General features: G+C 46.0%; 18 protein-coding genes, 1 pseudogene and 1 other annotated feature. Of the genes and pseudogenes, 12 read left to right on the forward strand and 7 right to left on the reverse strand.

Annotation, left to right across the window (positions count from 1 at the left end):
• Window positions 1–81 precede the first annotated feature (81 nt).
• From J9317_RS20015 to J9317_RS20030, 4 genes and pseudogenes are all read left to right on the forward strand, one after another.
• Window positions 82–312, forward strand: coding sequence for a FeoA family protein (locus J9317_RS20015; RefSeq protein WP_211561888.1), 231 nt, complete (start codon window positions 82–84; stop codon window positions 310–312).
• Window positions 309–2,300, forward strand: coding sequence for a ferrous iron transport protein B (feoB, locus tag J9317_RS20020; RefSeq protein ID WP_211561890.1), 1,992 nt, complete (start codon window positions 309–311; stop codon window positions 2,298–2,300). The genes J9317_RS20015 and feoB overlap by 4 nt, the downstream gene beginning before the upstream one ends.
• Before the next feature lie 15 nt (window positions 2,301–2,315).
• The gene (locus J9317_RS20025) at window positions 2,316–2,501 is read left to right on the forward strand and encodes a FeoB-associated Cys-rich membrane protein (RefSeq protein ID WP_211561892.1); all 186 of its coding nucleotides are present in this window, start codon (window positions 2,316–2,318) and stop codon (window positions 2,499–2,501) included.
• A gap of 150 nt (window positions 2,502–2,651) precedes the next feature.
• Window positions 2,652–2,957 (forward strand): annotated as a pseudogene (locus J9317_RS20030) (DUF4275 family protein); the annotation flags it as partial.
• 10 nt (window positions 2,958–2,967) lie between these two features.
• Here J9317_RS20030 and J9317_RS20725 read toward each other — a convergent pair.
• The gene (locus J9317_RS20725) at window positions 2,968–3,837 is read right to left on the reverse strand and encodes a hypothetical protein (protein WP_249292264.1); all 870 of its coding nucleotides are present in this window, start codon (window positions 3,835–3,837) and stop codon (window positions 2,968–2,970) included.
• Between the two features lie 151 nt (window positions 3,838–3,988).
• Between J9317_RS20725 and J9317_RS20035 the strand changes: the two genes are divergently transcribed.
• Complete coding sequence (locus tag J9317_RS20035; protein WP_211561894.1) at window positions 3,989–4,693, forward strand: DUF421 domain-containing protein; 705 nt, start codon at window positions 3,989–3,991, stop codon at window positions 4,691–4,693.
• Here the strand turns inward: J9317_RS20035 and J9317_RS20040 are convergent.
• A complete protein-coding gene (locus tag J9317_RS20040) occupies window positions 4,687–5,247 on the reverse strand; it encodes a cysteine dioxygenase (RefSeq protein WP_211561896.1) in 561 nt (186 codons plus the stop codon). The two genes, J9317_RS20035 and J9317_RS20040, sit on opposite strands and share 7 nt — an antisense overlap.
• A gap of 77 nt (window positions 5,248–5,324) precedes the next feature.
• Entirely contained in the window at window positions 5,325–8,510 is a 3,186-nt protein-coding gene (locus tag J9317_RS20045) for a DEAD/DEAH box helicase (protein ID WP_211561898.1), read from the reverse strand.
• A gap of 80 nt (window positions 8,511–8,590) precedes the next feature.
• On the opposite strand from J9317_RS20045, the gene J9317_RS20050 reads away from it, so the two are divergent.
• Window positions 8,591–9,499, forward strand: a complete 909-nt coding sequence (locus J9317_RS20050; protein WP_211561900.1) for a Gfo/Idh/MocA family protein — start codon at window positions 8,591–8,593, stop codon at window positions 9,497–9,499.
• Between the two features lie 52 nt (window positions 9,500–9,551).
• On the opposite strand, the gene J9317_RS20055 is transcribed toward J9317_RS20050, so the two are convergent.
• The gene (locus tag J9317_RS20055) at window positions 9,552–10,019 is read right to left on the reverse strand and encodes a DinB family protein (RefSeq protein ID WP_249292266.1); all 468 of its coding nucleotides are present in this window, start codon (window positions 10,017–10,019) and stop codon (window positions 9,552–9,554) included.
• A gap of 224 nt (window positions 10,020–10,243) precedes the next feature.
• Here J9317_RS20055 and J9317_RS20060 point away from each other — a divergent pair, with 224 nt between their 5' ends.
• From J9317_RS20060 to rluF, 4 genes are all read left to right on the forward strand, one after another.
• Complete coding sequence (locus J9317_RS20060) at window positions 10,244–10,975, forward strand: GntR family transcriptional regulator (RefSeq protein ID WP_211561904.1); 732 nt, start codon at window positions 10,244–10,246, stop codon at window positions 10,973–10,975.
• Window positions 10,968–12,506, forward strand: coding sequence for a gluconokinase (gntK, locus tag J9317_RS20065; protein WP_211561906.1), 1,539 nt, complete (start codon window positions 10,968–10,970; stop codon window positions 12,504–12,506). The genes J9317_RS20060 and gntK overlap by 8 nt, the downstream gene beginning before the upstream one ends.
• Before the next feature lie 12 nt (window positions 12,507–12,518).
• A complete protein-coding gene (locus J9317_RS20070) occupies window positions 12,519–13,865 on the forward strand; it encodes a GntP family permease (RefSeq protein WP_211561908.1) in 1,347 nt (448 codons plus the stop codon).
• Window positions 13,866–14,272: 407 nt separating this feature from the next.
• Window positions 14,273–14,980: a 23S rRNA pseudouridine(2604) synthase RluF gene (gene rluF, locus J9317_RS20075; protein WP_035410490.1), complete on the forward strand. Its 708-nt coding sequence runs from the start codon at window positions 14,273–14,275 to the stop codon at window positions 14,978–14,980.
• Between the two features lie 49 nt (window positions 14,981–15,029).
• On the opposite strand, the gene J9317_RS20080 is transcribed toward rluF, so the two are convergent.
• Both J9317_RS20080 and J9317_RS20085 read right to left on the reverse strand, forming a co-directional pair.
• Window positions 15,030–15,737, reverse strand: a complete 708-nt coding sequence (locus J9317_RS20080; protein WP_211561910.1) for a M48 family metallopeptidase — start codon at window positions 15,735–15,737, stop codon at window positions 15,030–15,032.
• A gap of 14 nt (window positions 15,738–15,751) precedes the next feature.
• Window positions 15,752–16,237, reverse strand: a complete 486-nt coding sequence (locus tag J9317_RS20085) for a YehS family protein (RefSeq protein ID WP_211561912.1) — start codon at window positions 16,235–16,237, stop codon at window positions 15,752–15,754.
• 164 nt (window positions 16,238–16,401) lie between these two features.
• Window positions 16,402–16,619: a binding site (T-box leader), on the forward strand.
• 39 nt (window positions 16,620–16,658) lie between these two features.
• Here J9317_RS20085 and J9317_RS20090 point away from each other — a divergent pair.
• Window positions 16,659–18,512: an arginine--tRNA ligase gene (locus J9317_RS20090; RefSeq protein WP_211561914.1), complete on the forward strand. Its 1,854-nt coding sequence runs from the start codon at window positions 16,659–16,661 to the stop codon at window positions 18,510–18,512.
• Between the two features lie 517 nt (window positions 18,513–19,029).
• A complete protein-coding gene (locus J9317_RS20095) occupies window positions 19,030–19,668 on the forward strand; it encodes a 2OG-Fe(II) oxygenase (protein WP_211561916.1) in 639 nt (212 codons plus the stop codon).
• Between the two features lie 86 nt (window positions 19,669–19,754).
• On the opposite strand, the gene J9317_RS20100 is transcribed toward J9317_RS20095, so the two are convergent.
• A complete protein-coding gene (locus J9317_RS20100; RefSeq protein WP_211561918.1) occupies window positions 19,755–21,254 on the reverse strand; it encodes a malate:quinone oxidoreductase in 1,500 nt (499 codons plus the stop codon).
• Window positions 21,255–21,532 lie beyond the last annotated feature (278 nt).

Raw genomic sequence — 21,532 nt, forward strand, 5'->3', positions numbered from 1 at the left:
ATTTACGAATTGAGATAATTAGAGTACACTAGGTTCAGATGTTAATTGATAATGAGTATCATTATTATGAGGTGAACCACGATGAACCTAAACCAAATTCAACAGAATGAAACGTTTAAAATACAGGATTTATCCGATCTCCATCCATTTGTTAAACGCCGTTTGAAGGATCTGGGCGTTTACGAAGGGAAAGAGGTCAAAGTGATTCGCTATTGTCCGCTTGGAGGTCCCTGCCTATTGGAGTGCTCAGGACAAAGGGTCGGCATTCGCAGAAAGGATACGTTCTGCATTAAAGGGGCGCGTCTTTCATGAATACGGCACTGTTTGGCAATCCGAATACAGGAAAAACCTCTTTATTCAATCAAATCACCGGTTCTTACGAATATGTAGGAAACTGGAGCGGCGTAACGGTTGATAAAAAAATCGGCAAGATTAAAGACTCCGTGCAGTCTTTAATTGACTTGCCCGGTGTATATTCACTTAATCCCCTTTCCAATGATGAGCGCGTCGCGTCCATTGCACTTCTTCAGGAGGAAGCGCAGCAAATTCTGAATATCGTCAACGCCAATCAGCTCGAAAGAAGCCTTTATTTAACGATTGAGCTTTTAGAAACGAATCTTCCTCAAGTCGTTGTACTGAATATGATGGACCTCGCTGAAAAGCGCGGCATATCCATTAATTTAGAGCGTCTCGGTGAACTGCTTGGCGTGAAGAGCTATTCAGCTGTTGCCCGTAAAGGACATGGCTGTGAAGAGATTACCCAGCTGTTTAAAAACGAGCCGCTTCATTCGTCTGCTCCCTTTATGATTTCCTATCATCCAATCATTGAAGCGGCTATTGCCCGCATGCTTACTGAAATTGGCGAAGAAGGAAACATGAAAAAGCGCTGGGTGGCAGTTCAGTATTTGATGAACAATGAACTCATTCAGCTGGAAATGAACAAGAAGTTTCCGGGACTCATCCGAATAAAGGAAGAAGCTGAGGAACAGCTTTTCGAGGCAGCCGGCCATTCTGCGGAAGATGATATGTACCAAACAAGAAATGCCTTTATTACGAATCTGGTTGAGCAGGTGACAGAACAGCAAGGTCAGCGCGAAAGCCTTCCTTTGACCGCCTGGATAGACAAAATTGCGATCCATCCGGTTTTGGGCATTCCCTTTTTCCTTCTCATCCTGTTTGCGGTTTTCCAGCTGACGTTTGATTGGCTTGGAACCCCCATTTCCGATATGCTGGACTCCTTTTTCACAGGTCCTTTAACCAGTGGAGCCCAGCTGCTATTGAACAGCATCGGTGCCACACCGTTCATCCAGGCTGTTGTCCTTGATGGAATTATTGCGGGTGTAGGAGGCGTTCTCGTATTCGTCCCGCAAATCTTTATTCTGTTCTTCTTTATTTCCTTATTGGAGGATTCCGGATATATGGCCCGCGTGGCTGTTGTGATGGACCGCCTGATGGAATACATCGGACTGAATGGAAAAGCGTTTATCCCTCTTGTCATCGGGTTCGGATGCAACGTGCCGTCTATTATGGCAGCGAGAACGATTGAACAGCCAAGGGAACGATTGCTGACCATTCTCGTGTCGCCGTTTATGTCCTGTTCGGCAAGGCTTTCCGTATACGCTCTGTTTGCCGCAGCCTTTTTTGAAAAAAACCAGGCGTTGATCGTCCTTTCCCTGTACGTTCTCGGGATCGTTGTCGCGATGATCGTCGCAAAAATTCTCTCCCTTTTCCTGAAAAACGAAAAATCCTATTTTGTCATGGAGCTTCCTCCATATAACGCACCGCAAATGCAGCAGCTGCTGAAAAGTACGTGGGACAAAGGAAAAGGGTTCGTCAGGAAAGCAGGAACGTTCATCTTGGGAGGAACCGTCTTCATTTGGCTGCTATCCTACCTTGGTCCAGGCGGTGCAGACGTTCCAATCGACGAAAGCTTTATGGCGATTGCGAGCGGCGCGATTGCTCCAATCTTCGCTCCGCTTGGTTTTGCAACCTGGCAGGCCGTTTCTGCACTCATTACCGGCTTCCTTGCAAAGGAAGTGGTAGTGGCAACCATGAATATCCTGTATCACGTACCGGATGGACAAACCATGGCAGGGCTTTTGCCAAACTATTTCACACCGCTCTCAGCCTATACGTTCCTTGTGTTTATCCTATTGTACACACCATGTCTAGCTACGGTCGCCATCATGAAAAAAGAAACAGGCAGCACGAAGATTACACTTTTCTCGATTGGCTATTCGTTTGTCATCGCCTATATCGTAGCCCTTGCGGTTTATAAAGTAGGGCAATTTATCGTATAAGAGGAGGTTTCCGATATGATCGCAAGCATCATCTTAGGACTGCTCATTTTTGGATACGCCACATGGATGGTTGTCTCCTTTTTCAAAAAAAGCCGCCAGGGAAAATGCGGTACATGCGCTTTAAATAAATCATGCAAATCCGGCTGCTCGATTGTGAGTTCAGAGGAACGAGGAGATTTGCTGAAGCATTCCAACGGGTAATAAATGGCAAGGCCAGGCTTTTAGAGCCTGGCCTTTTTTTGTATGCTTTTAAAAAAAAACGGAGGAAGATCTATGGGAACAGAACGAGTGCAAGGCCAGGAAATACCGGGCTGGGGAACCTATCTGCGAGGACAGTAGGAGGCCCGGTTTGCCGGCCATCTCTCTGCTGAGGAAAAAAAAAAAATCCATTTAGACTTCTTTTTATGGGATGTGTGCAGCTACAAAAAGATAGCCTGTCTGGAGAAGCACGAAGCCATCCAAGCGTTTGAGAAGCAAAAAAAGGAGAAGTGCACCTTCTCCTATCAATTTGTAGATGATGCCTGCCTAATCAATCATGCCGCTTCCTTAAGCATGGAAGATTTGCCTTATGATCGGCTCCATATGGATTTTGGGGATTTGTATGTAATGGACTGGGAACAGAAGTGGACATTTGTGATGACGCATGAGTCAAGCTGCGGACCTTATTTCATCCGCTTGTATAGGATTTCAAATTCAATGCAATTTCGCTTCCTATCTCGTTCAAGGCCGCTTTTGTCCCGTATTTTCCATGGCTTTGGCCATTTTTATCCTGTCCCCCGCCTAACCCAAGGAATTGCTCTGACGGCTTGAAATGGAGGCCAATCAGAGGGATGCCAAGCCGTGAATGAAAACCAAGCTGGAACAAGGCACTTGGATAGCGATCAATCGTTTTGTGCTCGCCGAATTCAATTCCCGGTTCAAGCGTTTCCATCAGGCTGCAGTGCTCTTTGCCGAGAAGAATCACCATGCTTGGTTTTAAAAAATCAAGCTTTTCCCTCAAAAACTCCTTTGCAAAATCAGACCTGAGCAACCTAAGCTTTTCTTTGATTCTCCCCATATGTGTCTTTGTCGCAAAAGGAAAAATGTCCGAATGAATCACGTTTTTAAAATGAGGAGCACCATAAAAAGAACCGCCAAGCCCATTTAAGAAACCTTCCAGTTTTGCTCCTTCAGGTTTTCCAAACCAATTTCGGTAAGCTTTTCCTGTCTTAAAATACGATTGATAGAATTCAATAGCAGACTCCAGTTGAACATCGTCCTTTGCATACTCCTCTAGTGAAACTTCTTTTTCCCGAATATGAAATCTGGCTTGCTTTCCAAGGAGAAGCTGATTGCTTTGATTGATGAATTCCTTCGGAGACGGATTCGTGGCCATGGTGACCCAGCTGCCCGGAACTGCCTCGCCCAGCCAGACAACCGGTGTGGCTCTTTCGATAAACTGATGAGAAATCGGTGTCCGCAGCAGCTCTTCCTGATGCAGGGAAGCGCTGGCTATTAATGATTTTGCCCAGGTTAATCGTTCTTCAGGAAGAAGCATAGCAGTTCGGCTCCTTTTTCGAAATGGTGTAAAAACTATCTCCTTAAAGGATGCTTTTTAAACCTATGAACACTCACCCGAGCTTCATATAAAAATGAATGTCTAGTGACACACTAATAAGAACATATTGCAGGAGAAGGATGTGTCAGGAATGGATTTTTATCAAAGCCAGGAAACGCTCACCATCATGGAATGGGTTCTGCGGTCGGTTGTCGCTTTTTTCTTTTTGGTGATTGTGGCGAAAGTATTAGGCCAGCGCACTATTTCCCAGCTGCGGCTGCTCGATTTCGTGATTGCCTTAGTCATTGGAAATATTGTGGCCCATCCCTTGTCAGATCAGCATTTGGGACTGCAGGGCTCGATCGTTTCAACGATTGTATTAGTAGCCTTGTATAGTCTGGGTATTCAGCTGAACCTTAAGTGGCCTGGTTTTAGAAGATTCATTAATCATAAATCCATTACCGTCGTAGAGAATGGTGAAATTCTGAATGAGGGATTAAAAAAAGCAAGAATTTCTATTGATGTGCTTTTGGAAGAATTAAGAGAAGACAAAGTAGACGACGTAAAAAAAGTAGCATTAGCCATTTGGGAAGCAGATGGGAAACTATCCGTATTTTTGTATCCGGAATACGAACCCCTTACACCCGCTTCCCTTAAGCTAAAAACGGAGCCATTTGACTTTCCCAGAACCATAATTATGGAGGGAAGGGTGCTATCCGAGGTATTACGCCAGCTGCACAAGGAGGAAAGCTGGGTGATCAGCCGTTTGGAAAGCCTTTATCAAACGGAAATTCAGCATGTACTGCTTGCAACTCTGGATGGAAAGGATCAGCTGAAGGTATTTTTATATCATTGAGTTTTGGCCAGCTGAATCTCCTTTACTTTCTGGCGCATTTCTTCAGGCCACCATGCTCCGCAATCATCCGATACGACGCAAGCCGCACATGCATCCAGGTCGTAGACCATCATCCCAGTGATCGGAGGGAAATAAAGATGCAGAGTAACTAAATCAGTTCCTCCTGCAGATTTCATCTTATGCACCCCTTTCCTCGGTGCATAAAATAACCTCCCCTCTTGATGGAACTCTTTAAATAACTCAGACGGCCACCCCTTTTCGCTCACTTCATATACGGTATTAAGAGACGTTCCATTCAGCACTTGAATCCATCCTTGTGAATTTCCATGATCATGGGGAGCACACTCCATCTGCGACCAATTCATAACGAGTAATTCGACTTCATCATTTTGAAAGATGAGCTTGCGGTAGTAAGGCTTTCCGTCCGCTGATTTCAGCATTGGGGCCACCTCTTCAAGCTTGACATCCAATTTTTGCAGGACTTCCTTCAATTCCTTCTTGGAAGGCTTCTTTAAAGAATGGAATACGTTCATGGTCTTATCCTTAAGCTTCATGAATTTCTCCTCCTTAAGCAGAGCTCATTCCTTTATACTTATGATTCCTGATAGAATGCTTATGAATAAACTTCCCTCTACACCCTCAGCAAATCCCGTATATCCTCTTCTGTCAGCGTAAACGGCATTTTCTCATCCAGATCAACGATTTCTTTAATAAGCTGCCGCTTTTTATCCTGCAGCTCATTCATTTTCTCCTCAATGGTGCCGCGGGTGACGAGCTTGATGACGTTTACTGTGTTCGTCTGTCCCATCCGGTGCGCACGGTCGGCGGCCTGTTCCTCCACCGCTGGATTCCACCATGTATCAAAGTGAATGACGGTATCTGCGCCTGTTAAATTCAAGCCCGTACCGCCGGCTTTCAGTGAAATGAGAAAAAGATTCCGTTCGCCGGTATTAAATCGGGTACACAGTTCAACCCTTTCCGCTAGTGCGGTTTGGCCATCCAAATAAAAATACGGCATGCCCTGAACCGCTAATGCTCGTCCAATCAGATCAAGCATGGAGGTGAACTGGGAGAAAATCAGCACCCTTCTTCCTGAGAGCCTGGCCTCTTCCAGGATGTTCATGAGCTGGTCAAATTTCGCTGAGCCACCGCTGTATCCATCGACGAACAGGGAGGGATGACAGCAGATTTGCCGCAGCCTTGTAATTCCGGCCAAAATCTTAATCCGGTTTTTTTGAATGGTCTCTTTATCTAAGTGCTTCAGGGTATCGTGACGAAGCTTTGCCAAGTAGGCCGCGTACAGCTTTTTCTGCTCCGGGAGCAGCTCGACGATTTCCATAGACTCAATTTTTTCCGGAAGCTCGGAAAGCACGTCCTCCTTCATTCTGCGGAGCATAAAAGGACGGATTCGCCTTGCGACCTTTTTCCTTGTGAGAGTGCTGTATTCCTTTAACCCCATGAACAGTTCCGGAAAGACGACATGGAAAATTGACCATAGCTCTTCCCGCGAGTTCTCCACCGGTGTTCCTGTCAGCGCGAAACGATGTTTGGCCTGAACCCTTTTCACCGCTCTTGCCGTCTGGGTGACTGGATTTTTAAAGGCCTGCGCTTCATCGAAAAAGACCGTATGGAAAAGCCGTTTTTCGTATACTTGTATATCCTGTCTTACAAGCGGATAGGAAGTGATGAGGACATCTGCACTTGCATCATCACGGAAGCGGCTTGCTCTCTCTGTTCGGCTGCCGTCCATAATGATGGCATCGATCTCCGGTGCAAACGTGTCGATTTCATTTTTCCAGTTATACAGCAGGGAAGAAGGACAAACAATTAGGACCGGCCTTATTAACCGGCGGATTTCAGGAAGAACTGACACCATATACGCAATGCTTTGCAGCGTTTTCCCAAGCCCCATGTCATCCGCAAGAATCCCTCCAAACCCGTTCTTGGCGAGCGATTTCATCCACCGGTATCCGTTCTTTTGATAATCCCTCAGCACAGGTTCCAGCTTCTTGGGAACAGCAAATTCCAGCTCATCCGGGTGGAGAAGACCGTTCAGCAGCTGCTGAACCGAATCCTCGAGAGTCAGTGTATCGGAAACTTTAATGGAATCCAGAAGCTGAAGCCCTTTGATCAGAGGGACTTCAAGCTCTTTTTCCCAGTCCTCCGCCTGTACCGGCATCGCTGTTAAGAACCGGTAAATCTCCTCATATTCCCGTGTTTCAAGGGAAAGCAGAGCTCCGCTTCTCAATCGGTAATACTTCCGTTTTTCATCCAGTGCAGCCAGAACATCGCGGATTTCTTTTTCCGGGATTCCGTCCATTTCAAACTTGAATTCCAGCCAGTTGGTGCGCTCCCGTTTAGCCTCCACCTTAATTCTCGGTCCTGCCGTCTCTTTAAAAATCCGGCTTCGAACGGCAGTCGTAGCATGCACCTGGGCAAATTTCTCAAGCTTCGGCAGTACATGATACAGGAACTCATACTCCAAAAGCTCATTTTGAAGATAGTAGCCGCTGTCCGTCCGTGCAAACGAGCTTTCCTCCATGAGTTTAAGAATCAGATCCTCCTTTTCCTCATCGCGGATTACCCTGGACAGAGCGCGCACTTCCTGTTCATCCAGCGGATTAAAGACAATTTTCCCGTAATGAAATTCAAGACCCGCAAGCAGCCGGTTTTTCACTCTGTCCAAATAAAGCTTGGCTGTTAGCGACGCTTCAGCCATTCGTTTGGAAATCGTCTCTGAAATGGCAACCTCCCCGAGCTTTCGGAGCCCTGGAACCACTTTTTCCAGATAAAGATTGACCTGCTGCGGAGGGATTGGAATCGTGTTTTTTCCTGAAGCATCGATGACCCGTTTCAGTTCGGCTAAGCGCTCAAAATCTTCCGTCCCCAGCTGAAACAATACTCCTGAAGATAAAACCGCTTGGTAAGGCTTTAAGAAAATCAGGTCTTGCAATCCACCCGCTTTCAGCTCATACCCTCTGCCTTCTTCATAGAAATCAAATTGAAGCGGCAGGATGCCTTCCGATAGACGAAGGCCGGAATAGATTTCCCCGTTGATCTCAAGCTCCGCAAAAGGCGCTCTCATAAGGGATGGGAGAAGCAGATTCCATGAAAACGGAGAAAGGAGAAGCTGATGGCTCTCATTTTCAGCCGTCTCATTTTGTACAATCTTAAAAAGCTGCTGAATCACGGCATCCGATTCTTTCGTGAAACAATGAGACAATGGATCAAACACGAAGTGGGACGAAAGCTGGAAGGGCTCTCCGCTTATGATGTTTTCAAGAAAGGCATTCACCTTCCAAACTTTTACCGATTCAACAGTGAGTTCCAGTGCAAGCAGAAGCTCGCCGTCTTCCCTTTGAACCGGCTTGCACGTAAACACCGCATTGAGTACGGTTCGATTTTCAAAATAGTTCTGCTCCCCTGTTTTACGGTGTTGCCGGTCCTTGAAGGCCGTCAGCAATTCCTCCGTCAGGGCATAGTCAGGAACGGAGGTGACCTCTACATCACTCTTAACCTCCGGGATCGTCCCGTTTGTCTGATGTTCATCAATCGTAAGCAATACCGCCGCAATGTGCTGGCATTCTTGCTTAAAGGAAATAAGCTTCGGACAGCTGCAGTCTGCATGAAACGTACCATCAGGATCCACCGTGACCGAAACGCGGAAATCCTCCGTACTTTGAACGATCGCGTGACAGCCATCCTCCCGGTACTCCTGGAACTTCACTTTATTGGAACGGCGCAGTGAATCTCCGCTCTTTAGGGAGACGCGGCCGCACAGTTTTTCGATGATTTTTTTGTTCAGCTCTATATTCAAAGCAATGGCTCCTTAAAGGAAAAATTTCGATCGTGCGTGCTATACTTTTTAATACCATATTAACAGAGGAGGAAAGAAATATGAGGATTGGAATCATCGGACTTGGCGACATCGCCAAAAAAGCGTACCTGCCCGTGCTTTCGGAAAGAAAAGATATTGAGCTTGTGCTTTGTACGAGGAATCAGGACACGCTGCAGCATCTTGCCCAGGTCTACAGACTACAGGAAACGGTTCAGACAGTAGACGAACTGCTGACTAAGAACATCGATGCCGCTATTGTCAGTACAGCGACAGAAGCGCACGCTCAAATTGCGGAAAAACTGCTCGAAAACGGAATCAGCGTCTACATAGACAAGCCCGTCTCTTTGAATTTCAGCGAAACAAAAAGAATAGCAGAGCTCGCTGAAAAAAGCGGCAAAATTGCCATGACCGGCTTCAACAGAAGATTCATCCCCCGTGTCAAAGAGCTGAAAGAACACGGCAAGGCAGGCCTAATTTTGATGCAAAAAAATCGATTTGCCTCCCCTGATCATGTTCGAAGATTTGTCGTAGAGGACTTTATCCATGTGGTCGATACCCTCCGATTCCTGATGGGGACAGAGGTGAAGGATGTAAAAACAGAGTTCATGAAAAATGAGGACCTGCTGGATCACATCGTCGTTCAGCTGATAGGAGACGGCTGCACAGCGATCGGAATCATGAACCGAAATGGCGGAGTAACGGAAGAAATCATTGAATACTCGGCCGGCCAGCATAAATATACGGTAAACAGTCTTGTCGAAACGACCCATTTTCATAATAAAGACATCAGCGTGACGAAGTTTGGTGACTGGGAGCCGACTCTGTTCAAGCGGGGATTCTATCAGATTATGGATCATTTTATTGAGTGTGTGCGGGAAAATCGTGTTCCGGATCCTTCCATTATGGATTCACTCATTACCCATGAGATTTGCGAGAGAATTGTAAAAAAGATTGATTCGCAAGCCTAATTCAAAGCATTTAAAAGAAGCAGGCCAATAAAGACCGGCCTGCTTCTTTCTCTTACAAACTCAGATCAACATAAAATGGCGGTTCCGCACCGAGAATCCGGGCATACAGAATCAATTGTCCTTTATGGTGCGCTTCGTGGCCAATCAGACGATAGAGCATGTCTTCAGTCGGTTCCGTCAGTTTAAAGAGGTCAATGGTAGTTTCCATCTCCAAATCTTCATCCGTTAGCGAAGCAACGATCTTTTCATGGGCGTTCGTGAGCTCTTCTAAAAGCTTGCGGGCCTCCGATAGTGTTTCCGGAACAGGAGGGATATTCATTTCCCGCCCCTCGATTGGAGCCAGAAAGAACTCCGGAGTCCAGGCGAGGTGATGGACGAGTTCGATCACCGTCATCCCTTCCTTCCAAGGACGCCACGAACCGCTTGATTCAGGGAATACCGCGGCAAGTTCAATCAATGCATTTCGATGCATTTTCCAGCGTTTCATTGCTTTCTGGGATGATGTTCGTACATTTGACATGATTATTCCTCCTATTGATACATACTGCCATACAGGCATTAATTTGTTATATCGCTTACTCCTTTTCCTAATCCTTCACACAATTGTTCACCCGCTAAATTTTCCATACTCCGTTATTATTTACTCTTCACATACTTGTCTAGCTAAAATAAAGCGCTTGCATAAATAAAAATCTCGGGTATACTTGTATACAAGTATACTTGAATGACAAAGAAGGTTAGGTTATGACGAATAATAAGGAACATTTATACCCTGCAAAGTGGCTTTCAAGAGCTTCAGCTGGTGAAAGGATCGCTTGCGAGCTAAGAATCTCCATTGTTTCAGGAAAAATTGAAAGCGGTACCATTTTGTCCGAGAACAAAATAGCTGCAGATTTTTCCGTCAGCCGGTCACCCGTTCGCGAGGCATTAAAAATACTGGCCTCTGAAAATATGATTCAAGCAGAAAGAATGGGTGCAGTTGTCACTGGTTTAACAGATAAGCATATCGAAGAAATTTACGATGTCCGGCTTATGATCGAATCCTTTGTATTTGAACGGATTGTTAAAATGGACACAGCAGATTTGGTAAAAGAACTGAATAAGATATTCGAAATGATGAAAATCGCCATCAAATATGGCGATGCAGATGAGTTCTCTTTTCAGGATGTGCTATTTCACGAAACGATTATCCGGGCGATTGACCATTCCTACATGCTCATGATCTGGAATAATTTAAAGCCCGTCATGGAGAGTTTAATCCTATTATCTATGCGCGTCCGCTTTAGGGAAAAATACGAGGATTTCCAAAGAATTCTCGATAATCACGAGCTTTATATCAAAGCGATTAACACCAAAGACCGAAACTTAATGATCCAGTCGCTGCATCAGAATTTTGATGATGTCCAAGGGAAGGTAGAAGATCTCTGGATGTCGCAGCAGCTGCTGGCTAAAGGAGCTGAGCAAGGAAATGAATAGCTATATGCTGGGGATAGACATCGGAACAACAAGTACAAAGGCCGTATTGTTCAGCGAGACCGGAGACGTCATCCAGCAGGAAAATATCGGCTATCCGCTTCACACACCGGATATCTCAACAGCGGAACAAGACCCTGAGGAGATATATCAAGCCGTACTGCTAGCTGCTTCAAGCATTTTGAAGCACCATCCGCAAAAACAGCTTTCGTTTGTTTCTTTCAGCAGTGCGATGCACAGCGTCATTGCCATCGGTGAAAACGATGAACCGCTGACGCCCTGCATCACCTGGGCAGACAATCGCAGTGAAGGCTGGGCACATAAGATTAAAACCGAATTTGGCGGACATGACATCTACAAGCGGACCGGAACTCCGATTCATCCGATGTCCCCTTTAAGCAAGATTTCCTGGATCGTTCATGAGTTTCCTGATCTTACCCGCCGAGCTAAAAAATACATTGGAATTAAGGAATATGTTTTCAAGAAATTCTTTGATCACTACGTCATCGATCATTCATTAGCTTCTGCCACAGGCATGATGAATCTGGAAGCGCTGGACTGGGACGAAGAGGCATTAGCCATTGCAGGCATCAGACGGGATCAGCTATCTGAACTCGTGCCTACAACCCGCATCTTTCAAAACTGCCAGCCTGAGCCGGCAAAACAAATGGGAATCGATCCGAAAACCCCATTTGTCATCGGCGCAAGCGACGGCGTGCTGTCTAACCTCGGTGTAAATGCCATCAAAAAAGGCGAGATTGCCGTCACCATTGGGACAAGCGGGGCGATTCGAACGATTATCGACAAGCCGCAGACGGATGAAAAGGGCAGGATCTTCTGCTATGCTCTCACCCAGGATCATTGGGTAATTGGCGGACCCGTAAACAGCGGCGGAATGGTTCTTCGCTGGATCCGCGATGAATTTGCTTCATCTGAAATTGAAACCGCGAAAAGACTCGGAATCGATCCATACGAAGTGCTGACGAAAATTGCTGAGCGGGTAAGGCCGGGCGCCGATGGGCTGCTCTTCCATCCCTATCTTGCCGGGGAACGCGCTCCGTTATGGAACCCGGATGTACGGGGCTCCTTCTTCGGTCTCACGATGTCCCATAAAAAAGAACACATGATTCGTGCTGCTCTGGAAGGCGTTATCTACAATTTATATACGGTCTTTTTAGCCCTTACCGAATGCATGGAAAGCCCTGTAACCAAGATTCAGGCGACCGGAGGATTTGCCCGGTCCAAGGTTTGGCGGCAAATGATGGCCGATATCTTTGAATCAGAAGTCGTTGTCCCCGAAAGCTATGAAAGCTCCTGTCTCGGAGCCTGTATCCTGGGCCTCTATGCTACAGGAATAATTGAATCGTTTGATGCCGTTACAGATATGATCGGCAGCACCTGCCGGCATACACCGAATGAACATGCTGCAAAAGAGTACAGGCAACTCATGCCCATCTTCATTCACTTATCACGGGTATTGGAAGAGGATTATGGCCGGATTGCCAGTTATCAAAGAAATTTAACTAGATTATAAGGAGAGATAAACATGCCATTAGTTATTGTTGCAGCCGGAATTCTCGTATTGCTGCTGCTTATTATGGGTCTTAAACTAAACACATTCGTTTCCTTGCTGATTGTATCGTTCCTTGTCGCTTTAGCCCTCGGGATGCCGCTTGAAAACATCGTCAAAACGATTGAAACAGGACTCGGCGGAACACTCGGCCATTTAGCGCTGATCTTTGGACTCGGAGCCATGCTCGGTAAACTAATCGCTGATTCCGGCGGCGCCCAGCGGATCGCTATGACTCTCGTTAATAAATTCGGAGAAAAGAATATTCAGTGGGCCGTAGTCGTTGCTTCCTTCATTATCGGCGTCGCGCTATTCTTCGAAGTAGGATTAGTTCTATTAATTCCAATCGTATTTGCCATTTCAAGAGAATTAAAGATTTCCATCCTGTTCCTTGGAATACCGATGGCAGCAGCCCTATCGGTTACACACGGTTTCCTGCCGCCGCATCCCGGCCCGACAGTGATTGCCGGAGAATATGGTGCAAACCTTGGAGAAGTTCTTCTTTACGGATTCATCATTGCCATTCCAACTGTGATTATCGCTGGACCAATCTTCACGAAGCTTGCGAAAAGACTAGTACCTGCATCCTTTAAGAAAACCGGAAACATCGCTTCACTCGGCGAACAAAAAGAATTCAAGCTTGAAGACACACCAGGCTTTGGCATCAGCGTATTTACTGCGATGCTTCCAGTCATCCTAATGTCCATTGCCACAATCATTACACTGCTTCAAAAAACAATGGGCTTTGAGGACAATGCTCTGCTTGCTTCCATCCGTTTTATTGGGGACGCGTCAACTGCGATGCTGATCTCTCTGTTAGTCGCCATCTATACGATGGGTCTTGCGAGAAAAATTCCGATTAATACGGTGATGGCATCTTGTACAACTGCTATCACGCAAATCGGAATGATGCTCTTGATCATCGGAGGCGGCGGAGCCTTCAAACAGGTATTAATTGACGGCGGTGTTGGAGATTACGTAGCAGAGCTTTTCAAAGGATCGTCCCTGTCACCAATCCTTCTCGCCTGGATCATCGCAGCTATCCTTCGCATCTCACTGGGATCCGCAACCGTTGCAGCCCTTACAACGGCAGGATTAGTTATCCCTCTGCTTGGCCAAACGGACGTGAACCTTGCATTGGTCGTTCTTGCAACCGGAGCGGGAAGCTTGATTGCGTCCCACGTGAATGACGCCGGATTCTGGATGTTCAAGGAATACTTTGGATTAACGATGAAAGAAACATTCGCAACGTGGACATTGCTTGAGACCATTATCTCTGTTTCAGGACTTGTGTTTATCCTGCTGCTGAGTTTGGTGGTTTGACGCAGTAGAGCTGGCCTAATTTTAGGCCAGTTTTTTTTGTGGAGAGATTGGGGCTGGGCAGGGGCCAGTCCCGTCACGCTTCACCGCATCGGGGGACAGAGACTCAAAGCTCTGAGCCCTTATCTATCAACAGTTTACACGGTTGGTGCCGGAGCTTTCTTACGGTAAAATTTCAGGGGACTGGCACCGTGCCAGTCCCCTCATCCTTCACCGCATCGGGGGACAGAGACTCAAAGCTCTGAGCCCTTATCTACCAACGGTTTACGCGGTTGGTGCCAGTGCTTTAACACGGTAAAATTCTGGGGGACTGGCACCTTTCCCGCATTAAGTTCTTCTAAGCTCTTGAGAATACACAGACAGTTGAGGTATTCTTAAACGTATAATTCAAACTTAAGGCTGTGATAAGCATGCGTATTAATAAATTTATCAGTGAATCTGGCAAGGCGTCCAGACGGGGTGCGGACAGGCTGATTGAAGAAGGCCGGGTCATGATCAATGGCAAGAAGGCGAAAATAGGGGACAGGGTTGAGCCCGGGGATGATGTCCGAGTGAGCGGGGACCAGATCCAAGTATCCAGAAACAATGTGTATATCGCTTTAAATAAACCGATTGGCATCACAAGCACCACTGAAAAAAATGTAAAGGGCAACATTGTGGATTTGGTCAATCACCCTTTAAGAATTTATAATATTGGACGTCTGGATAAGGAATCCGAGGGCTTGATTCTTCTGACAAATGACGGGGATATTGTAAACGAAATCCTGCGTGCTGAAAACGAGCATGAGAAAGAATACATCGTTTCCGTGGACAAGCCCATTACTCCGGAGTTTACAGAAAAGATGGCAAGCGGTGTGAAAATTTTAGGAACCAAAACACTTCCGTGTGAAGTGGAACAGCTTTCTAAATTCGACTTTAAAATCATCCTGAAACAAGGATTGAACCGCCAAATCCGCCGGATGTGCGAAGAGCTCGGCTACGAGGTTTTCAGGCTGCAAAGGGTCCGGATCATGAATATCCATTTAGGAAACCTTCCCCCTGGACAATGGAGAGATCTATCGAAAAAGGAAAAGAATCAGCTATTCAGTGAGTTGAATTACTACCCGAAAGAATGGTAAACAAAAAGGATGAGCCAAGCTTGAAACAGCTTGGGCTCATCCTTTTTTTCTAAACCGTCATTTTCCAGCTGGACCGTGCCAGCCATCCTTCATCTTCCTTATAATCAGGAATCATTTTTCCAACAAGACGCCAAAAGGAGCGGTCATGATTGAGATGGACCATGTGGCACATTTCGTGGACGACCACGTAGTCGATCACTCTCGGCGGCGCCATCGCGAGCCGCCAGTTAAAGGTTAACCGCAGCTCCGAATCACACGTTCCCCAAGTCGTTTTACTATCTGTAATGTGGATGGAACGGGGCTTTGTTTTAAAATGCTTTTGATGGGCGGAGATCCGCTTTTCTACCAAAGCCTTGCACTGCTGATAATAAAACCGTTTTAACGCCTGTTTTATTTTTTCATCCTCCAGCTGCCTCACAACTACATCCAGCTCTTCCCCTTTAAAAAGAACGTGATCCTGCTCCGCCTGCAAGTCATGATGAATCTTTAAGGAGTAGGCTTTTCCTAAATAAAGAAAGCTCTCTCCCTGCTCATACATCTTCACCTGAGGACCCAGCAGACGTTCCTTGTTTTCTTTTACTTTTTGCTGAATCCGATTCCAGTTTTCCTCCACTACTCTCAGCACGGATTCGTCCGGAGTGCCTTTTGGGGCATGGATTTCCACATTTCCATAACCATCTACATAAATGCCTATGGTCGAACGCTTTTTGTATTGGACGTCAAAGCTTATCGTTTCACCTGAATACGTATGAATCATGTTTTCCGCCGTTCCTATCCTCGATATTTAACCGCTAATCCTTTTAAGAAATTACGGGCGTATTTATCTCCGCATTCTTTATAGTTTTTGTGGCCTTCTTTCCTTAACAAGGCGCCAAGTTCACCCTTTGTTACCGTGACTCCGGCAAGTTCTAACACCTCAAGCATATCCTCCGCTGTTAAGGACAAGGCGATTTTCACCTTTTTTAACAGGACATTATTGGGATGTATGAGTGTCATTTCAGGTTTTTCAGGCTGACCTGGCTGATTCTCCTGCTTACCTCTTTTAAACACAATAAGGCCGTTTAAAAATGACTCGAACATGAACGGACTGCACGGGATATGATTTTCATCATCCTCTTCGTCATTTGATTTTGTCAGAAGCTTGCTTACATCTTCTCTGGAAACCTCCACGCCGCCATAGCCAAAAATCTCTTCCACCTCGGAATTTCTCAAATCAAGTGCATATCGTAAACGTATTAAGCGATCATTATTATCCATATTGTTCGTTATCTCCTGTTTATTGACTGTTTTCGGAACAGTCAATTGCGTATTTTCATTCTTAAAACATTAGTCTAACACGATGAAAGTCAGTTTTATATAGACGTTCTTATGAAACAGGATTGACATTTTCTTCAATTTGGATATACTATTACAAAATATATCTAAATTCAAGGACTGGGAGAGTATCTGTTAACTTACGTCAAAGCGAGCCGGGGCGGTGAAAGCCGGTACTGCGTTAACAGGGAAACGGACCCACGAGAATGGCTTCTGAACGCTTGCAGTAGGAGGCCACGGCTAAAAACCGTTATTTTATTGAGTGGTTAAACGGATGTTTAACAACAAGAGTGGTACCGCGAGTGCTTAAGCCTTCGTCTCTTTTACAGAGACGGAGGCTTTTCTATTTTGGAGGAGGGATGAAATGATTAGCCAAGTAATTGCAAGCAGCATCGAGAAATCCGTGAAAAGTCTTTTTACAGAGCTCGGTCTCGTCTATAACGAGGATATAAAGATTCAAATTGAGCAGCCTGCCCATCTGGAGCATGGGGATTATTCCACCAATATTGCGATGCAGCTCGCTAAATCCCTGCGCAAAGCGCCGATTCAAGTTGCCGGCATGCTGAAAAACAAGCTTGAGGAGGAAGGCAGCGCGGATCGCCTGGTGAGCAAAATTGACGTTGCTCCCCCCGGGTTTATCAATCTTTATATGGATTGGAGCCAATGGGCTAAAGAAGAATTCGTGCTGCCTATGAACACAGGTGAAAAGGCAGTGATTGAACATACCTCCATCAATCCGAACAAGTCCGCACATATCGGCCATCTTCGCAACTCATGCATTGGCGATGTCCTCGTCCGTCTCTTGAAAAGAACCGGCTTCGAGGTCGAGGTGCACAACTATATTGACGACTTAGGAAACCAGCTCGCAGATACGGTTGTAGGCATTTTGAACATCCCTGAGAAAAAGGAGCACTCCAGTTTTGGAGACTTTTGCTGGGACATTTACGCCCAAGTCAATAAAGAGTACGAGAAGAACCCGCCGCTGCTGGAACAGCGGACGAACGTTCTCCATGCCATTGAAGAAGGAAAGGATAATTTATCATGGATTGGTTCCCTTGTTGCTGAACGGATTGTCCGTGAGCATCTTGAAGAAATGAACGAATTCGGCATAGGCTATGACTTGCTCGTATGGGAAAGCAATATTGTGAGGGAAGGGTTTTGGGCTTCCGCGTTCCAATTGCTGAAACAAACGGAGCAATTTCACCGTGAAATGTCCGGTAAGCTTGAGGGGTGCTGGGTATTAAAGCAGCCTTCCTCCGAAAGTGAAGCTCCTGATTCCGAACATAGCCTGGACAAAGTTTTGGTTCGTTCGAACGGGATTTTAACGTATACTGCTAAGGATATCGCCTATCATCTTTGGAAATTCGGATTGCTTGAGAATGATTTTTTGTATAAGCGCTTTACAGAAGAGCTATGGACGACGAGCACCAATGGCATCCGTTCATCATACGGGAAGGCCGATCTTGTCATCAATGTCATTGACTACCGCCAGGAATATCCGCAGGCCATGGTAAAACAAGCGCTCGAAATCCTTGGGTATGAAACACAAGCCGAAAAGCTCCGTCATGTAAGCTACGGCGTGGTGTCCCTCAGTCCCCGTGCAGCGAAGGAACTCGGCATCGACACCTCCGACGGCAAAGCATCCTATGCGATGTCAGGCAGACAGGGAATCGGCATAAAAATAGCGGAATTATTGGACCGCATGGAAGGCATAATTAACCAGACACGTTCAGAGAAAAACGGGCTCTCAAGCAGAACCATCGCCGCTGCATCAATCCGCTACTACCTGCTCCGATTCAGCCTATTGACCGAGGTCGTCTTTGACATCCAGCAAGCCACCGAGGTAACCGGCAATACAGGCGTCTATTTGATGTATTCCTATGCCCGGGCTGCGAGCGTTCTAGCGAGAGCTGAAGCTGAGATCAACATAAACCCAAGCGAAATCACCCATCTGGAAAAAGCAGAATATGCCCTAATCCGGCATATCGCTGCTTGGCCAGATACTTTGAAATCAGCCTGCAGCGAGCTTTCACCGAGCATGATCTGCACCTATGCCCATGAACTCGCCACCCTCTTCAACAACTTCTACGCTGCCTGCCCAATCATGAAAGCAATCGATGAGAAAAAAGCCTTAAGAATATGGCTTACCTCACAATTTAAAGAAACGATGGGAGATGCGCTGGGGGTACTTGGTCTGCCGGCGCCTGAGCGGATGTAGGGTGATGGATGAGTATATTGGTAAATTATACTTTGGGATTTGACTGGAAAATTGCAAACCTTACTTACCATTAATAAGAGTATAGTGAAAAAAATGCTGCATAAAGGAGTGACGCACGGTGTTCCGCGCGTCTCTTTATTTTGTTTGGAGACAGGAACTGTCGTTTTGCCCGTAATCGACATGAAACCGCCCGCTATCGACAAGGAACTGCCCGTAATCGACATGAAACTGCCCGTAATTGAAGGTGAGAACCCCGCAGGCTCAAATCTGCTTTAGGAGCCTTACCACCGCCCATGGATAAACGAACGCCTGCAGCGGAAATCAACAGCCAACTTTTTAGCGTTATTTTTTTATTCACCAAAAAATAACGAATCTTCAAAAATTTATAGAGATAAAAGTCCGTCATGGTGATAAACTCATAACAATGAGTAGTTATTTTTTCATAGTTTACAAGCTGCCCCTTTTATGAAAACGCTTTCTAACCCATAAAAATTCTATTCTAAAGAGGTTGATGAAAATGGCAATGCAAATAAAGGAACAATCCATATTTAATCATGGCGGAAACAAAATCGTGACGGAAGACCGTGACATTTCAATTATTGCGAAGCTTGAGGAGCCCATGATCGCGATATTGGGAAACGTATTGAGTCATGAAGAGTGTGATGAACTCATTCAGCTTTCAAAGGAGCACATGAACCGCTCCAAGATTGGAACCGAGAGGGAAGTAAGCGGAATTCGGACAAGCAGCGGGACGTTCCTGCCGGAAACAGAACACGGCGTGACTAGCAGGATTGAAAGGCGAGTCGCCCAGATTACGAATGTCCCGGCGAGTCACGGGGAAGGGCTTCATATCCTTAACTATAAGCCTGGTGAGGAATACAAAGCACACCTCGACTATTTTAAGTCTTCAAAAGCCAACCACAACCCAAGGATCAGCACGCTGATTATGTACTTGAATGATGTAGAGGAAGGCGGCGAAACGTACTTCCCCCATTTGAAGCTCTCCATCACTCCGCAAAAAGGCATGGCCGTCTACTTTGAATACTTCTATCAGGATCCTGCAATCAATGAATTAACGCTGCATGGAGGCGCCCCTGTCATATCAGGAGACAAATGGGCAGCAACAATGTGGGTGCGGAGAAGACAGTATCGATAAATACGGAAAAAAGCCAGGTTAGGATCCCTTTAGGGTCTTACCTGGCTTTATTTGTTAGAAATCTCTTTGTCTCTCAATCCTGAGCTTTAAATGAGGACCAGTTTTTTTTTACTTAAACCAAGGGTCTCCGCGGTTGAAGCAAAAACTTCCTGGAAAAGGACCGGATTGTCGGTAAGTGACATGCCATATGAAGGAATCATTTCTTTAATTTTCGGTTCCCACTCACCCATATGCTGCGGGAAGCATTTATTCAATACCTCAAGCATGACTTGAACAGCTGTAGAAGCACCCGGAGAGGCACCGAGCAATGCAGCAATCGACCCATCAGCGGCACTGACCACTTCCGTACCAAATTGCAGCGTTCCTTTACCAGCCTCTGTATCTTTAATGACCTGCACGCGCTGTCCGGCTACAACCACATCCCAATCCCCGCTTTTCGCATTTGGAATAAACTCACGCAGCTCTTCCATGCGTTTTTCATTCGATAGCAGGACTTGCTGGATTAGATATTTCGTCAACCCCATCTCTTTCACTCCCGCTGCAAGCATGGTGAAAAGATTGTTTGGTTTGACGGAGCCGATCAAATCAAGATTCGAGCCCGTTTTCAAGAACTTCGGCGAGAATCCGGCAAACGGTCCAAACAGCAAGGATTTTTTGTTATCGATATAGCGGGTATCAAGATGCGGAACAGACATTGGAGGAGCTCCAACCTTCGCTTTCCCGTAAACCTTTGCATGATGCTGCTCCACCACTTCCGGATTGCTGCAAACCAGAAACAGTCCGCTTACCGGGAATCCGCCAATTTGCTTTGACTCAGGAATACCGGTTTTCTGCAGCAATGGCAGACTGCCGCCCCCCCCGCCGATAAAGACGAATTTCGCCGTATGGTATTCCGTAATACCTCTTTCCATATTATGCACTTTCAATTCCCACAGCCCGTCACTCGTGCGTTTAAGATCCTTCACGCTATGCTTATAGTGAAGCTCGACGTTTTTACTCTCCAGATGATCAAACAAAATGCGTGTCAGCGCACCGAAGTTCACATCTGTTCCGGAATCGATCTTGGTTGCGGCAAGGCGTTCATTCACTGGACGGCCTTCCATGATCAACGGCATCCATTCCTTCAGCTGTTCACGATCCTCGGAAAATTCCATTCCCTGGAACAGAGGATTTTGTGACAGCGCTTTAAAACGTTTTTTCAGAAAAGCAATATCCTTCTCACCCTGCACCAAACTCATATGAGGAATGGGCATGATAAAATCCTGCGGCTGACGAATCAGATTGCGGTCTACAAGATACGACCAGAACTGCCTCGAAACCTGGAATTGTTCATTAATGTTAATCGCTTTCCCAATATCGATTGAGCCGTCCGGCTTTTCAGTTGTATAGTTGAGCTCGCAAAGCGCAGAATGGCCCGTACCCGCATTGTTCCATTCGTTCGAGCTTTCCTCTCCAGCTTTTGCAAGCTTCTCAAACACTTTAATTTCCCATTCAGGTGCTAACTCTTTCAGAATTGCTCCAAGCGTTGCACTCATGACTCCAGCACCAATTAAAATAACATCTGTTTTTTTGCGTATGCTGCTCATTATGACCTTCCTCATCCCCTAAAGTTGTATAAAAGAGCAGGCACTCCTGCCTGGATGCACTAAAAACCGCGCACCCTCGGACCCCACCCAGGAACAAACACTTTATGCCTCATTTATAATAACTATTATCTGATAATTATAAACTATTTTGAAGTAATTAAAAAGTTGGAATTTCGAAATAAGTGTTCTTCTAGCCTATAAAATTATCTTCTTTGCTGAATTTACAGCGGAAGGTTAAAAAAATTCAGGGGCTTTAGGATGAGAGTACAGCTGATTTG

This window comes from Metabacillus flavus, assembly GCF_018283675.1.
Classification (GTDB): Bacteria; Bacillota; Bacilli; order Bacillales; family Bacillaceae; genus Metabacillus_B; species Metabacillus_B flavus.